Genomic DNA, 17199 nt, shown 5'->3' on the forward strand with positions numbered 1-17199 from the left:
GCCGATGTTCAATATGATATTACTGCTCCTGTTGCTGGTACCTATAGTATTACTGTGACAGATGAGAATAATTGTGTGTTCACAACCTTTGATGTTATTGTTCCACCATTTGCGATCATGACAGATCCAACGATTACTAGAGATACGAGTGCTGTTAATAATGGAGTCATTTCATGTACTAATCCAGAGACTGTGATTGTATCGATTACAGGAGGAACAGGTCCATTTACCTTTACAGCCCTAAGTGGAACTGGTATTTTACCTGCACCACCAATAGTTGTAGCTGCAGGAACATTAGATGATGTAGGTACACCAGAGATAGAAACCAGAGCAGTATTTACATTACCAAGTGTTGGTAATTATGTATTTCAGATTTTAGATCAGACGACTACATGTACTATAGATACTCCAGCTTATCCTATTGCTCAATTTGATACAATAGAGGCTGCGATAACCTTAGGAAATGATATTACATGTTTTAATACGAGTCCACCAGATGGTTCAGTTAACCTAATTGTTACTGGATACACAGGTCCATATACATATGTTGCTACCAATAGTAGTACAGTACCGGTGACTACGGTTTCTGGAAGTGGTAATACCACGACAGATCCAGCTACGGGGTTAAATATCCCAGGATTACTAGCAGGAGACATAACAGTTGTGGTTACAGCAACAAATACCCCATTCTGTGATGCTACTTCGAATGTAGTAGCAATTACACAACCCCCTGCTATTTTGGTGACAGCAAATCAAATACGAAACGAGAGTTGTAATCCACCTGCTCCGGGAGGTGATGATGCTTTAATAGAAGCTGTTGCTAGTGGAGGTACAGGAACCTTAGAGTATCAGTTAGAAGATGCAGTAGGAGGTATATTAGTTGCCTTTGGTAGTGATCCAAGATTCGGAGATTTCGGATTGGATGGAGGCGTTGCTCCTGCTGGAATAGATTATGTAGTAAGAGTTAGAGACTCCAGAGGATGTGAGCAAACGGATACCATTAATATTCAGCCACCGGTGCCACTTGTACTCAACCCAATCGCGCCGACCACATTAGATTGTGCAGATAGCGAAGATGGTGTAATTACAGCTACAGCAACAGGTGGTCAGGGAGTAGGTACATATTTCTTCTCCTTAACATTACCTGATGGATCGGTATCTGCAAGAGTAAATAATGGTACAGATACGTTCCAGTGGATAGATCTAAAGCCAGGAAACTATATTGTTACGGTTTCTGATAACTTGACTTGTGAGGCAATTCAGAATCCAGTAGTGATTACTGCTCCCCCTGCAGTTACAGTTGATGTAACTCCTACAGGAATAAGTTGTTTAACGGCTAATCCTAACAATATACTAGTTACAGGTGGTGGCGGAGTTGGAGGCTATACGTATGGTTATATTTTCACTAATATAACTACTGGCGTAGCAGCTCCAATAGTGTATCAGGCTGGTGATACTTTCCTTAATTTACCAGAAGGTGATTATGATTTCTATGTCCGTGATGGTAATTTATGTGAATCTCCTGCCTCTACCAGAATTCAGGTTAGAAACCCTGATCCATTGGATGCTACATTAGATATGAACAATTTTAATATTGTTTGTTTTGGAGAGCCAACAGGTTCTGTAGATGCTGTGGCAACAGGAGGATTAGGTAATTATGGATATAGAGTTAATGGTACGGATTATTTAGGGAATCCTGTAAACTTACCAGGACCTACAGCTACTGATACGCAGACGACAAGTTTCTTTGGAGACTTACTTGCAGGAACGTATACTTATACGGTAACTAGTGGAGATTGTGTTGATGTTGTTCGACCGTTTACAATTATTCAACCTGATGAGTTTATAGTAGAAGCTTTTGAAACGCCAATTTCGTGTAATGGAGAAACTGATGGTACGATACGAGTAACAGCTGTAGGAGGTACTTCTCCTCAATATTTCTTCTCATTATATAATAGTGCTGGAGATGCTGTATTTACCTTTATAGAAGATGATTCTGAATTACCAATAGGAGAACATACATTTACAGATTTACCAGCAGATACATATAGAGTAGAGGTAGAAGATAATAATGGATGTCCAAGAGAAGTTATAGATATTTTAATTATCGAGCCAGATCCGATTCTAGGTACTGTAACTGCACAAACACCCGAAGAATGTGCTGGAGATATGAACGGTACAGCGACGATATCTATTACCGGAGGTTTACAACCAGTTCCACCTGCAAGTCCGGTGTATTTCTGGAGTATTGATGGAGTAACATATCTACCAGTACCAGATCCAACCGCGTTATTTGTTGATAATCTTCCTGGAGGAGTGAGTACTGTGTTTATTAGAGATTCGCAGAACAATCCTAATTGCCAGGGTGCAGTGGCTATTGATATTGTGCCTGGGGTTAACCTTGACGCAACGTTAGAGCCAAGATTAGTATGTCCTATCTATGATTATACCGATCCAATGAATCCTGTTATGACTAGTGAAGAGCAATACTTTATTGACTTTAATATCATTGCCGAGTCAGAAGGATTAGATATTATTTATACCTTAAATGGTATAAATGGTACACCTAACCCTCCTAGTAACTCGAATTTGACAGGAACTTTTGAAGTAGCTCCTGGAGAGTATGAAGGTGTGATGGAATCTCAATTATGTACAAGAACTATCGGAACGATAGAGATTATTGAGTATACACCATTAGCGATACCTGTTGCTGAGATGACCAATAACCCTCAGGATCCTAATGAATATAGAATTTTGGCATCTGGAGGAAGACAATTTGAAAACGATCCATTCTACGCGTTCTCTTTCACCATGTTAGATGAAGGAACAACTTTAGAGGAATTAGAACCTTCAGACTTTACTGAGTTAGATGGAAATATCTTTGTAATTCGTGAGACTGCGGATTATGTTTTAAGAGTTGTAGATGCAGATGGTTGTGAAGTGCGTGTAGTTGTGAATTTGACATATATCAATATTCGTATTCCAAATTACTTTACACCAAATAATCCAAATACTTCTATAGAAGAACGTTTTTGGTACCCTAGACAAATTACTCCTAATATAGATGACCCATTCTTCTTTGAAAACATGGAAGTAACCATATTTGATAGATACGGTCGTATGTTAAAAGAGTTTAAAGGAGATCAACAAGGATGGTCTGGAACGTATCAAGGGAAGATGCTTCCATCTGGTGATTATTGGTACACTATCATCTTGAACGATGTAGACAATAGAGAGTTTACTGGTCACTTTACACTATATAGATAATATATAGAAGGTAAGTGAGTTATAAGACCATATGGATAGAACCAAAGGAAATAGAAAGAGAAAAAAGTTAACGATCTGTAATTTTTAATGTTAGATGAAGAAGTATATTGTAATATTTAGTCTATTTGCAAGTTATTGCATTTTTGCCCAGGAGTTTTCGGCTCCTGTTCAAAACCAGTACATCGCAGATAACCCATATTTGATATCCTCTGCGTATGCGGGTATTGGAGATTGTTGGCAGATCAGAGCTTCTGGTTTTGAGCAATGGGTGAGTATTGAAGATTCTCCCGGAACACAATCCCTATCGATAGATGGTAGGATATCTGATCGTTCTGGAGTAGGAGCAATTCTTTTCAATGATCAAAATGGATTTACGACACAAAAAGGAGTTCAATTATCTTTTGCCCACCATTTAACATTAAGTGAATATAACAATCAATATCTTTCATTTGGTATTAGTTATAAGTTTACTCAGTTTGGTATTGATACTTCTGAGTTCAATAACGGAAACCCTGATAACCCATTTAATCCAGGTTTAGCAGATATATCAGTTAACGATTCTAACTTTGACATCGGATTGTTATATCGTATAGGTAGGTTCTTTTTGAGTGCGAATGCAGTTAATTTGCTACAGAAAGAGATCGATGATTTCAATCCAACAGAACCTTCGCAGATACAAAATTATTATCTATATTCTGGGTATACCTTTTATCATAGATTTAGCGATATCGAGATAGAACCTTCTGTTTTGTATCAAAACTTTTCTGGAGATGGTCGTTCTACTACCGATCTTAATTTGAAAGTTCGTAAACTGCATAGAGGAGATTATTACTGGGTGGGAGTGAGTGTTAGATCTTTGGTAGATCAGGATTTTAAACCTCTTTCGGTATCTCCTATGTTGGGGATTAAAAAGGCTAATTTTTATGTGGCTTATGGATACCAGGTAAACGTTAATGAGGTCTTAGAGCCTACTACAGCAGCAGGATCTCATATGATCACCTTAGGGTTTGATTTTGGATGTAGACAAAGTAAGTGTGGATGTACTTACTAGTAGAAACGCATAAAATAAGTATAATCAAAAAAGTCACGCTCAATTTTTGAGCGTGACTTTTTTCATTATATCATATAAACCAATCTCTTCTTCTTATTAACAATTTAATTTTTTTGACATAATTTTCTTACATAGAATTAAGCTTGTATTTATCAGAAAACAAAGTGTAAAACCAAATCAATTTGGTAGAAAAAATTAACTAATTTTTGTGACCTGCTTTAGGGATTCACATAGTGTTTTTATCCTATATTTATTGGTAATAAAGCATAATCAATATTAACCAATTTAATCAAACACACAAATGAAAAAACCTTTACATTTTAAAGGAGTCATATGGGCTGCCTTTATTTTTTTCTGTATTCAATCATTCTCCCAAGTACCTTTTTCACCGGTTCAAAATAGCACAATAACGATAAACGGAGAATTAAAAACGATAGGAAACACTATTGTTGGTCTTAACCAAGTATTAGACGGTGTTATATATACACCAAGTGATAATTACAACGGAAATACATCAAACAATCAGAAAATATTTGATTATATCGATGTTGATAATGATCAAAGTACTTTTAGCTCCAGTAGTGCAGTATTTACTAGCAGTGGGTCTTGTGCAAAAGTTGCTTATGCTGGTCTGTATTGGGCAGCTACTTATTTTGTAGATCGAAGTGCTACTAATAGTGACAATGTATTATATGATAACTTGCCTTTTCCTGATAATAGGCCTGATTTTAGAACATTAAAATTTAAGCCGCCAGGAGTTGTTGATTATATTGATATCCCATCTGCCGATACACAGGTAATCTTTGATGGATATCGTAATACTCCTACCAACCCTAGTAATACAGCAGTATTTGATATTCCATATGTATGTTATACCGATGTAACTAATATTATAAAAGATTTACCTACACCAGACGGGACCTATACAGTTGCTAATATGAGGGCCTCAACTGGTTTTTCTGGTTTTAATACTAATGGTATATCAGGAGGATGGGTTTTGGTAATTGCATATGAAGATAATTCATTATCCAAAAAATACATAAGTAGTCAGCAAGGATATATTAATAATCAACCTTGTAGTATAGTAGACCCTGGATGCTTAAAGAGCTTTACATATAGTGGTTTTCAGACAGCACCTGCTCCAAGTCCTGTACGTGCAAGATATGCAGTTGCAACTTTAGAAGGAGATAGACCGTTTGCCGGAGATATATTTCAAATAGAAAGACCAGATTTGATAAGACAAGATATATTTACTGCTCCTGCAAATCCAAATGGAAACTTTTTTGATAGCTCAATATCTGTGGATGGTAGCTATGTAACCAATCGAACTCCTAGTTCTGAGAATACTTTAGGCTTTGACCTTGATATTTTTGATATTCCCAACCCAAATAATACTGTTATAGGCAATAATCAAACCTCTTCAACTTTTTTTACTTCATCCGCCGGAGATGGATATAGTATATTTTTTAATTCTATCCAGGTAGAAGTTATAGAACCAGAACTTATAGTAACCGAACGCGTATTGGATGCCAATGGAATTGATATCACGGGGGAATCTGTAAATTTTGCAGATCAGTTATTTTATGAGTTAATGATAGAAAATAGAGGTAATGAAGATATTACTGCAACTACAGTTCGAGATGTACTTCCTGATAATGTAGATTTTACAATAGGTAGCATTACTACGAGCAACCCGGGTATTGTTGCTACTTTTAACGGAACGAGTCGAGAAATCAATATTACAGTTGCCGATAACCTTTTAGTTCAAAATGGAGGAGTTCATACAGTTCGTTTTGGAGTGCAGGTTATCCCTACATGTGCAGATTTAAGAGATGCATGCTCCAATGAGATTAATAATTTAGCAACATACACATATACTGGTGTTGATTCTGGTGTTACAAATACAGGAGAAAGTATTTCGAATCAAGATTCTTGTGGATTTGATGTTATGGTTCCTTCTAATACTTTGATTAATGATGGTGTTTGCTTTACAGAAAGTCAACTTGTTTTTATTTGCACAGGTTCTTTGGAGCTTACTGCAGGTTCTGGGTTTACTAATTATACCTGGACCTATGCAGATGATCCAACAGTTATATTTCCAAATGCTCAAACGATAACCGCTACTCTCCAAGGAACCTATACTGTTTTGAGTACGGGGGTTCCTGGATGTCAGGATATCCAACAGACTTTTATCGTTGAAGGTTTTACGACAGTTACAAATCCGGTAGTGGATATAGCTAACAACTTAGGATCTAATCCTGTTGTAAATGGTAATATACGAACTTGCCCTATTACAGGAGATCCTTTGCCAGAAATAGTTTTATGTGGTGCGGGTACTACGCTTAATGTCCCAATAAATTTCCCAGCTGGTACAACAGTGATTTGGGAACGATTAGACCCAGCTGCATGCCCTTCTGTAACGAGAGACCCTAATTGTCCTACACCAGTTGTTGACTTTGGGGCTTGTGAAGGAGATTGGATACAGGTAAGTACAGATATTGGCAGTTATACAGTAGAACAGGCTGGTGAATATAGAATAATAGCAACCTTTAATGGAGATTGTGCCATTCCTTTTTATTTTAATGTGTTTCAAAACAACTTTGATGTAAATCTTGTTGTGGTTGAGCAAATAGCATGTGGTAATCCAGGAACTCTAAGAGTAGAAAATGCTTCAAATCAATACGAATATCAATTAATCTCTGGAAGCGGAGTTGCGTTACCATATCAGGTTTCCTCAGAATTTACAGGATTAACTGAAGCAGGAACGTACACTGTAAATATACGTCAGATAGGAGGCTTGCCTACATCATGTGTTTTCCAAGCAAGTATAGTTTTAGAAAAGACAGATGAACTCACAGTGGATATTAATGTAACACAACCAACAAACCCACAAGGTTTTGGTGAAATCATAATACATACTTTGGGGGGAGTAGCACCGTATAGCTATTCTATAAATAATGCTTCACCAGTATCAACTAATGTTTTTACAAATTTAGTTTCAGGTAATTACTCTATTACCGTTGAAGACAGTAATGGTTGTAAGTTTGAAGGCTCAGTTGTTATTGATTCGGTACCTGAAGAACTTTCTGTAGTATTGAATTTAGAAAATACTAATATTACCTGTTTTTCTGAAGCAACAGCTGCTATAAATTCTGAAGTTTCTGGTGGTTCTGGAGTATATAACTATACGTTAACAGGGACTAGTTTCCTGGGGTCTTCAGTAACTGTTGGCCCTAAAGAAGATGGTCTATTTAATAATTTATTTGCAGGAACGTATTTGTATAAAGTAGAAAGCTCTGGAAGCACTCCTGTATATATTCCATTTATTGTTTCTCAACCATCAGAGTTGGTTGCTGATGCGTCTGTAAACCCTGTAAGTTGTAATGGAGATCAGAATGGAACAATTACAGTCAATGTCACTGGTGGGACTTCACCATATTTCTTTTCTTTATATACAGGTAGTGGTGATGCACTATACACTTTTATAGAGGATAATATGGATGGAATATTAGGAGAACATTCTTTTGCTACCCTTTCTGCCGGTGCCTATAGAGTAGAAGTAGAAGATAATAATGGCTGCCCTGTTACTATTAGTGATCTTATTATTTCAGAACCAAGTCCTTTAGTACTGGATATAGTAACAGAACCATTAACCACAAATAGTGATGCACAAATAACAGTTGCTGCTTCTGGTGGAAACGCTACTTATATTTATGAATTATTAGATGCATTTACATCAGTAGTGGTTATACCAGCACAGACAAGTAATATATTTACTTTGAGCACATCTGGAAATTTTATTGTAAAAGTTCAAGATATAAATGGTTGTGAAGTGACACAAGAGGTCACTATTGAAGCAATAGAAGAGGTACCTCTTTTAGAATATGCAGATGAAATTCTTTTTTGTGCAATTACGGGACAAAGTTATCCTGTTATTTCTATAGAAGATCAAAATGGAGAAGCATTAGAAGTTTCATTTAATGAAGGAGCGTCTATTGTTTGGCAGAAACTAGATGATATTTCATGTGCCATTACGCTAGAGAATGATTGCCCTACAACAGATTCTAGTTGTAGCTCTCGTTGGTTTGATATCAATACTGGAGGAAAATTCAATGTTAAAGAAGAAGGAGAGTATCGTATTGTGATCACATTTGCAAATAGAACAACAAACAATACAGAAATCTACTATTTTAAAGCAGAAAATAACCTGCCCAATATTGCAGATAGTTTTATGATGTATCCTAATCCATCAGAAGATATAGTAAATGTAAATGCTGATGTCAAAAACATAAGAGTTTTTGATGTGATGGGTAAGCTTGTTTTAGAAACTACTCAGAATTCATACAGTATTTCTGATCTTCGCAATGGAATCTATTTTGCAAAGATTGAAACCAAAGACAATAAAGAAGTTATTGTTAGGGTGGTTAAAAAATAAAATCAATCATATTAAAAACGAGAAGAGCACCTTTTTTGGTGCTCTTTTTAATTTTTGATGGAAGCTTACTTTACAAAATCATTTATATCAATTTAAGAAGTGCTTCATTCTTGAAAAACATTGTTTTTATACCAAATCAAAAAATATAACTTCAACAAGGTTTGCTTATATATTTTTAAACTGCTCTTATCCAATACTAACCACTGCATTGATAGATGTTCAATTAACCATTTATTATATAGATTAGCATATTCATTTTAAACAGACGTTTCGAAAGATATTATTTTTATAAAAAAATGCATTATGAAATTATCCTTTTTTAAAATGCTGCATATTACATTATGTTTTTTCATCTATTGTAATTTGGCATTAGGACAAAATCCAATTGTAACTCATATATACACTGCAGACCCTACTGCCCGTGTTTTTGATGGAAGACTTTATGTATACCCTTCTCATGATGTTGATGTTTGTAATGAATTGCAAGGTTCTAATGGGTTTTGTATGCCAGACTATCATATGTTTTCTACAGAAGATATGGTAAATTGGAAAGACCATGGAGTGATTATGGATCAAAATGAAGTGCCTTGGGGAGCAAAAGATCAATATGGGATGTGGGCTCCTGATTGTATTTATAAAGATGGCACGTATTACTACTACTATCCAGGTGTCCCAGCAGATAAAAGTGCGTTTAGACGAATAGGAGTAGCGACTTCTAAAAACCCTACAGGTCCTTTTAAACAAGTAGACCATTATATTAAGGGTATACAGGGGATTGACCCGGGGTTGTTTATTGATGATGACGGTAAGGCATATTTGTACTATGGAGGAGGTAATGGTAAAGGCGCTCTTAAAGTAGTAGGACTTAAAGATAACATGGTTGAAATCAAAGACCAACCAAAAGATGTAGAAGGTATTATATATGAAGGATATAGAGAAGCTTCTTTTCTATTTAAACGTAATGATACTTATTATTTTACATACGCTAGAATCGGTAAAAATAATTACCAAATAGAGTATGCAACCGCTGATAATCCTATGGGACCTTTTGAATATAAAGGGATTGCTATGGAGAATATTGGAAATGGCACAAATCATCATTCTTTTGTAGAGTATAAAGGCGAGTGGTATCTGTTTTATCATGATTGGTCGGTTAGTGGTAATAATCGATTACGTTCTATGTGCGCGGATAAGATGGAATTTAACGAAGATGGAACTATTATTCAGATAAAACCAACATTGCGAGGTATAGGAACTCCTAAAGCAGGAGATATTATCCAGATAGACAGGCATAGTGGTATCGAAAAAGCAAAAGTTAGTAGCGTTGAAGGAAATCAACCGCGGGGATTTCAACTTCATTATATAGAAAATAATGCATGGGTAAAATTTGATAGAGTTAATTTTGGTGATGGAACCTTACAAGAACTAAAAGTACGTGCTGCCAGTGGTAGTGATGGTGGTACCCTAGAGCTTAGAACAGGTACTCAAGACGGTCCGTTGCTTGCTACGGTGACCATAGAAAACACAGGTAGTTGGAAAACATGGAAAACATTTGCTGCCAAGTTTACCGGAACAACCAAGGGTATTAAAGATATTGTTTGTGTTTTTAAAGGAAAAGACCCTTATCTCTTTAATGTAAATTGGATCAAGTTCTCAGCCAAGGATGTGCCAGAAAGTGATAAGATATTAGCCTATGAGACAGAAGAAGCGCCAGCACCATCGGTAAAAAATAAGCTTTCAGCCGAAGATTTGGCAAAAGTTCCTAAAAAGCGTGGAGAAGGAATTACTAAAATTGGGGATATCATTCAGATTGATGAGCATAATGGTATAGAAAAAGCACGAATAAGCCCAACACAAAAACCACAACCAAAAGGATTTCAAGTTGGACATATTAACGATAAAGGGTGGATTAAATATGATCGTGTAGATTTTGGAGAAGGTAACTTAAAGGATTTTAAAGCCATGGTATCAGCAGGAGAACGCGGAGGAACTCTAGAGCTACGTCTAGATACTAAAGATGGTCCTATTTTGGCCTCTATAGATATTCAAAACACCGGAGGTTGGAATAAATGGAAATTAATGAGTGTTCCATTTAGTAAGCAAACCAAAGGAGTAAAGAATATTGTTTGCACATTCAAAGGAGATGGTGCTAATTTATATAATGTAAATTGGATTCGGATCACCTCAAGTTCAGTACCTAATAGTCTTAAAGAACACCCATTAGAAAAAGGATATACTATTGTTGATAGTCCACAAAAAAAACCAAAGAATATTGCAGTTTCCAATACAAAAGAAAACTCGATTGTTAAAGCTGGTGACATTATTCAAATTGATAAACATAGTGGTATTGATAATGCACGTATTACCCCAACAGAAGGTGATCAACCTCCTGGAAACCAAGTAGGATATATTAATGATGGTGGGTGGCTAAAGTATGAAGGTGTTGATTTCGGAAAAGGAAAATTAAAAACCATGAAAGCTATGGTGAGTAGTGCAGCATCTCAAGAAGGAATATTAGAAATACGTATAGACTCTCTGACAGGTCCAGTATTAACAAGTATTAAAATACCAAATACAGGTGGATGGAAAAGTTGGAAAGTAGTTTCTGCTCCAATAACAGGAAAAACTAAAGGAATAAAAGATATATATTGTCTTTTTAAAGGAAATGGTAAAAACTTATATAACCTTAATTGGCTTCGTTTCTCTAGTGATCATGTTTCTTCCAGTAAAAAGCCACATCCTTTAGAAAAAGTAAAGAGCGTTAATGCATCAACGCCTTCTGGAAATATAGAAACCCCTAAAGATCGAGCAAGACGTTTAAGAGATATTGCTAAAGGTAAAAAAATAGGTGTGCCATTAGGGCAAATTGTAGCCATAAAATCTGGTGTAGGAAAGTATCTTTCTGTTCAAGGAGAAAATATAACAGCATCTGCAGATACCGTGGGAGAGCAAGAACGTTTTGCAATATTGAGTGTCAGAGAGAATATAGTAGCTATCAAATCAATGGCTACAAACAAACTTTTTTCTGCACGATTAAATCAAGATGGGATTCCTGTTATTGCATCTCATAAAGGAGAACCTAAAGATTGGGAGAAATTTACTTGGCAAAAGATAGGAGACATACAGTTTACATTAAAAGCTAATAATAGCGACCTGGTACAAGTAAATGACAATAATCAAAATAGTCTTACGGCGGGTAAAGGATCGAAGTTAAGTATAAAAGCCATTTTGGCTTTCGAAATTATAAAGTAATTCAATATAGTTTTTTAACGTGAATTCAATGTTAGAAAACTATATTAATTCGAGTGATCCGACAAAGGAAGATTGTATCGAGAATAGTTGTTTTCGACTCAAAAAGCCTAATTTCGATACAATTTTTCTTCTGTCACCTCGAGCGGAGTCGAGAGGTTACTTCAAAAAACCATTCAATTTGACGGATTTTTTAAGACAATTCTTTTTATAAAGAAACAATATACAACCCAAAAACAGCTACTATAAAGTAACAAGTGATGGTTAAAGCTCCAGCGTAGTCTTTTGCTACCCTTTGTCCAAAAAGAAGCATTAAAAGCGTTATGCAGGCTAAAAACATAGCCAAAAGAGCAAAACAATTCTCGTTATCAGCAACGAGATAATAAATTCCTATAATACAACAAAGTGCAGTCACAACTTCAATAACTAAAACAACAGATAATAGAAGAGGAACCATATTGCCCATAAATGTTTTTGCAAAATGTTCTTTTAACCAACCTAAATTTCCTTTCCAATCCAGAATTTTATCCACTCCAGATTGTAAAAAAGTGATCAATAGAAATAATAAAATAGTTATAGCAACAATATTCGAAACAAAATTATCCATGTTTAATACTTTACATTATTTGTGTTAGCTAGCTTTTTTGTGAAGCAATCGAGTAAGTTTTATAGAGAGGTCTGTGAGAATAATTTTTGCATTCCCATTTCGCTCTATATGATATGCAGCATCCTGTAACTCATTACAGATATCCATTATATTTGATCCATGTATAAAAGGAGCAAAATTCTTTAATTTAAAACCGCTGGTATTGGGTTCTAAGAATACAAGATCTTCTGCACCATAATTTAAAAGCATAGCTTGCCTAAAAAAATCAATACAATACTTCAGAAATTTCTTTTGTGTTTCTCTTCCGGTTCCTGCGATAGACTCACTCCAAGTGATGAGGTCATTAACTGCAGATTTGTTTCCTTTGGCTTTAAAAGCAGTACGAACCCATTGTATAAACCACTCTTCAAACTGATCATCTCCACCATCGTGATGTAGTAGATGTAATGCTTTACTATAGTCTCCATTAGCTTGGTGTGCGATTTTTAGAGCATCACTATCAGAGATATTTTCATTTTCCAGAAGAGCATCTTTGATCACTTGTTCTCCCAAAGGAGGAAAGTGTACTACCTGACATCTTGATCGAATGGTCTGTATCAGTTGTTCTTCATCTTCGGTAATGAGAATAAATATTGTTTTTTCTGGAGGCTCCTCTATTAATTTAAGGAGTTTATTAGAAGCAGCAATGTTCATTTTATCCGCCATCCAGATAAGCATAATCTTATATCCTCCTTCGTAGCTTTTTAGCGAAAGTTTCTTTACAACTTCCAAAGCTTCATCAACACCTATTTGCCCTTGCTTTTTTTCTATTCCCAAAGAAAGATACCAATCAAAAATACTTCCATAAGGATTCTCGTTTACAAAACTTCTCCATTCTTCGGCAAAATGATCTGATACGGGGTGCTTTTTTACCTTATCATTTACAGCTACTGGATATACAAAATGAAGATCTGGGTGTGCAAGATGATCAAATTTTATATTACATGCAGGGTTACCCTCTGTATTTTCTCCATTCTGATTTTGACATAATACATATTGTGCATATGCAATAGCCATGGGTAGAGTGCCACTACCATTAGGGCCTACAAAAAGTTGTGCATGAGGAATCCTGCTGCGATCAGCACTTGTAGTCAAATAGCTTTTGACATGTTTTAATCCTAATATTTTAGAGAAAAGCATAGGCAAATATAGTGGATAAGAAAAAAAGAAGTACGATTTGACAAGTATGAATTCAAAATTAGAACATGTTTAAAAAGAATGTAAACTGAAAATAAGTAGTTTGAGGTTTTAACAAAGTTTCAAATGCTGGAAATATTAAGATATCTTCAGCATTTGAAATAAAATAACTATTCTCAACATTGTAGTTTTTCAATAAGTAGAGTTTTCAAATCTGCTTTAAGTTTAATAGCCAAAAACAATACGATTTTTTTATTTAAAAAGCCCTTTTTGTAAAAAAATGATAAAAGTGAAAGTTTGTATTCGGTTTAGCGTAATTTTTCTGTTAGATTTTGATGTTTTTAACGAAATAGAATTATTTTCGTTTGCTTAATACCAATCCAGTAAGATGAAGACAATCAACGATTTTAATTTTGAAGATAAAAAAGCATTAATTCGAGTAGATTTTAATGTACCCCTTAATGAAAAATTTGAAGTAACAGACGATACAAGGATTCAAGCAGCAAAACCTACAATAATTAAAGTATTGGAGGATGGTGGTAGCGCAATTCTTATGTCTCATCTGGGGAGACCTAAAGGAGTACAAGACGAATTTTCTTTGCGACATATCGTAGATGAGGTAGCAGATGTTTTAGGTGTTCAGGTTAAGTACGTAGCGAATTGTGTTGGACAAGAAGCAGAGGATGCAGTTGCTGCACTAAACTCTGGAGAAGTATTATTGTTAGAAAATTTAAGATTTCATCCAAACGAAACACAAGGAGATGTTGGTTTTGCAGAACAACTATCTAAGTTGGGTGATATTTATGTTAATGATGCGTTTGGGACTGCTCATAGAGCACATGCGTCAACTACTATCGTAGCACAGTTTTTTCCAGAAAACAAATGCTTTGGTAGCTTATTGGCAAAAGAGATAGAAAGTATTGATAAAGTGTTAAGAAGTGGAGAAAAACCGGTAACTGCTGTTCTGGGAGGGTCAAAAGTATCTTCGAAGATTACAATTATCGAAAATATCCTCGATAAAGTAGATCACCTTATCGTTGGCGGTGGAATGACATATACATTTATTAAAGCAAAAGGAGGGCAAATAGGAGATTCTATATGTGAGGATGATAAGCAAGAGCTTGCTCTAGAAATTCTAAAAAAAGCAAAAGAAAAAGGAGTTCAGATTCATTTACCCGTAGATGTATTAGGAGCAGATGCCTTTGACAACAATGCAAATACTGCAGTAATGGATGTGGATATGATACCTAACGGATGGCAAGGGCTTGATGCAGGTCCAGAAACGATGAAGAATTTTCATGAGGTAATATTACAATCGAAAACTATTTTATGGAATGGACCATTAGGTGTTTTTGAGATGGAAAATTTTGCCAAGGGAACGATTGCCTTAGGACATTCTATAGCAGAAGCTACAGAAAAAGGAGCATTCTCTCTTGTAGGAGGTGGTGATTCTGTTGCTGCTGTAAAACAGTTTGGTTTTGGCGATAAAGTAAGCTATGTTTCTACAGGAGGAGGAGCAATGTTAGAAAGTTTAGAAGGAAAAACATTGCCAGGAATAGCTGCAATAGAAAAATAAGAAAAACCCACTAAACATGTAAGAAAACACTTATTTTTTGAAAAAATTATGAAAAACCGGACATTTTAACCGGTTTTTTTGTGTTTTTAACGCTCTGATTTTTTGCGGTTTAGAAAAAAAATACGATTTTCGCTGCAGTAATTGTTGATAACATGTTAATTAATGTTTATTATAGTCATTAATTAAGATGAGTAACAATATTGATAGCCCCAAAATTTCTAAGAACTATAAACTTTAAACAATTTCAATAAACGAATTTGTAAAATGAACAACTATCGCACATTATTTCTTTCTTTTCTATTGGTTTCAGTTTCAATATTTGGACAAGAAACACCACCTCAGGAACAGTCAAAATCTGAAAATGCTAAGGAGATTTTGCTGAAAGAAAATCTGACTTTGAAACAAGATACAATTAGAGTGGTAGATACCACCAAAGTGATCAAAACGAGTGGAGAGATGCAAATAACTACCCTAACATCGACCAGTGCAAAGGATAGTGTAATCTACGCAGCGAAGGATCACCCCAGAATGTCAGAGTTGGATTCTATCTGGAAACAAGAATTGTATAACTCAAGTCTTTTTGATACTATTTATAAATCAGTTACAGAGTTAGCATATGAGCCAGTAGAATATGTAGACCTGCCTACAGATACATTAAAAGCGAGATTGGCAGAATTAAATGCCAGGACCCCTTTTAATGTAGAATATAATCCTTCTTTAGAAAGTGTAATTAAAAGATATTTAAAAAACCGTCATGAGCATTTAGGACGTTTAATGGCCTTGAGCGAATTTTATTTTCCTCTTTTTGAACAGGAATTAGACAATCAAAATATTCCATTAGAAATAAAATACCTGGCTATTGTAGAATCGGCTTTAAAACCAAGAGCAAAATCGAGAGTTGGAGCAACAGGTTTATGGCAATTTATGTTTGGTACAGGTAAAATGTTTGGTTTAGAAGTTAGCTCTTATGTAGATGAACGTATGGACCCTATTATGTCGACCAAAGCTGCATGTAAATATCTTGCTAATCTATATAAAGTTTTTGGAGATTGGGATCTTGCTTTAGCATCATATAACTCTGGACCAGGTAATGTTACCAAAGCAATTAGACGTAGTGGAGGATATAAAAATTACTGGAATATTAGACATAACCTTCCTAGAGAGACCGCAGGTTACCTACCGGCCTTTTTAGCTACCATGTATATTTTTGAATATGCAGACAAACACGGTTTTAAACCAAGAAAACCAGAAGTAACCTATTTTGAAACCGATACAATTAAAGTAAAACATATGATTACCCTGGATCAGGTTTCTGAATATGTAAATATTGATATCGAAGAATTACAGTTTCTAAATCCTTCATATAAGTTGGACATTATTCCGTATATCAAAGACGAAGATTATGTATTACGTTTACCTTTGGATAAAATAGGCCCTTTTGTATCTAATGAAGATCAAATCTATGCATTAGCCAAAGCGGACTTTGATAAACGTGAAAAACCGCTTCCAAAATACTCTGAAGCCAGTGATAGAATTCGATACAGAGTTCGTAGTGGTGATTATTTAGGAAAAATCGCAAGGAGATACGGAGTTAGAGTAAGCCAGTTAAAAAAATGGAATGGTTTACGTAGCAATAATCTAAGAATTGGTCAACGTCTTACCGTTTACCCTCGAAGACCAGTTGTAAGTCGAACCAAAACAACAACTTCTAAGACTACAGCAAAGGCAGTAAGCAGCAGTTCAGAATCCTATACAGTAAAGACTGGAGACACCTTATGGAGTATTTCACAAAAATTTAAAGGTATTTCTGTAGAAAATCTTAAAAATTGGAACGATAT

Annotated in this window: 8 protein-coding genes; 6 read left to right on the forward strand and 2 right to left on the reverse strand. The window is 35.3% G+C overall.

What is annotated here, in order from left to right; genetic code table 11:
* From PQF96_RS27535 to PQF96_RS27550, 4 genes are all read left to right on the forward strand, one after another.
* Nucleotides 1–3267, forward strand: a 3267-nt coding sequence (locus PQF96_RS27535; RefSeq protein ID WP_271770223.1) for a T9SS type B sorting domain-containing protein, incomplete at its 5' end; no start/stop codon positions are given.
* 94 nt (nt 3268–3361) lie between these two features.
* Complete coding sequence (locus PQF96_RS27540; RefSeq protein WP_109436231.1) at nt 3362–4318, forward strand: PorP/SprF family type IX secretion system membrane protein; 957 nt, start codon at nt 3362–3364, stop codon at nt 4316–4318.
* Between the two features lie 301 nt (nt 4319–4619).
* Nucleotides 4620–8753: a T9SS type A sorting domain-containing protein gene (locus PQF96_RS27545; RefSeq protein ID WP_271770225.1), complete on the forward strand. Its 4134-nt coding sequence runs from the start codon at nt 4620–4622 to the stop codon at nt 8751–8753.
* 303 nt (nt 8754–9056) lie between these two features.
* A complete protein-coding gene (locus PQF96_RS27550; protein ID WP_271770227.1) occupies nt 9057–12005 on the forward strand; it encodes a carbohydrate-binding protein in 2949 nt (982 codons plus the stop codon).
* Between the two features lie 205 nt (nt 12006–12210).
* Here PQF96_RS27550 and PQF96_RS27555 read toward each other — a convergent pair whose 3' ends face one another.
* Both PQF96_RS27555 and PQF96_RS27560 read right to left on the reverse strand, forming a co-directional pair.
* Nucleotides 12211–12609, reverse strand: a complete 399-nt coding sequence (locus tag PQF96_RS27555; protein ID WP_109436228.1) for a DoxX family protein — start codon at nt 12607–12609, stop codon at nt 12211–12213.
* A gap of 24 nt (nt 12610–12633) precedes the next feature.
* Nucleotides 12634–13788 (reverse strand): DNA polymerase III subunit, encoded by a 1155-nt coding sequence (locus PQF96_RS27560; RefSeq protein WP_109436227.1) that lies wholly within the window; start codon nt 13786–13788, stop codon nt 12634–12636.
* Between the two features lie 385 nt (nt 13789–14173).
* Here PQF96_RS27560 and PQF96_RS27565 point away from each other — a divergent pair, with 385 nt between their 5' ends.
* The gene (locus tag PQF96_RS27565) at nt 14174–15361 is read left to right on the forward strand and encodes a phosphoglycerate kinase (RefSeq protein WP_109436226.1); all 1188 of its coding nucleotides are present in this window, start codon (nt 14174–14176) and stop codon (nt 15359–15361) included.
* A gap of 264 nt (nt 15362–15625) precedes the next feature.
* The coding region (locus tag PQF96_RS27570) for a lytic transglycosylase domain-containing protein (RefSeq protein WP_408629620.1) at nt 15626–17199 on the forward strand (1574 nt) is incomplete at its 3' end.

It is taken from the genome of Aquimarina algiphila (genome assembly GCF_947494415.1).
GTDB lineage: Bacteria > Bacteroidota > Bacteroidia > Flavobacteriales > Flavobacteriaceae > Aquimarina > Aquimarina algiphila.

Excerpts from the sequence above, each read along its gene's own strand:
- PQF96_RS27540 (WP_109436231.1), top strand. The coding sequence starts at position 3,362 with ATGAAGAAGTATATTGTAATATTTAGTCTATTTGCAAGTTATTGCATT.
- PQF96_RS27545 (WP_271770225.1), top strand. The coding sequence starts at position 4,620 with ATGAAAAAACCTTTACATTTTAAAGGAGTCATATGGGCTGCCTTTATT.
- PQF96_RS27550 (WP_271770227.1), top strand. The coding sequence starts at position 9,057 with ATGAAATTATCCTTTTTTAAAATGCTGCATATTACATTATGTTTTTTC.
- PQF96_RS27555 (WP_109436228.1), bottom strand. The coding sequence starts at position 12,609 with ATGGATAATTTTGTTTCGAATATTGTTGCTATAACTATTTTATTATTT.
- PQF96_RS27560 (WP_109436227.1), bottom strand. The coding sequence starts at position 13,788 with ATGCTTTTCTCTAAAATATTAGGATTAAAACATGTCAAAAGCTATTTG.
- PQF96_RS27565 (WP_109436226.1), top strand. The coding sequence starts at position 14,174 with ATGAAGACAATCAACGATTTTAATTTTGAAGATAAAAAAGCATTAATT.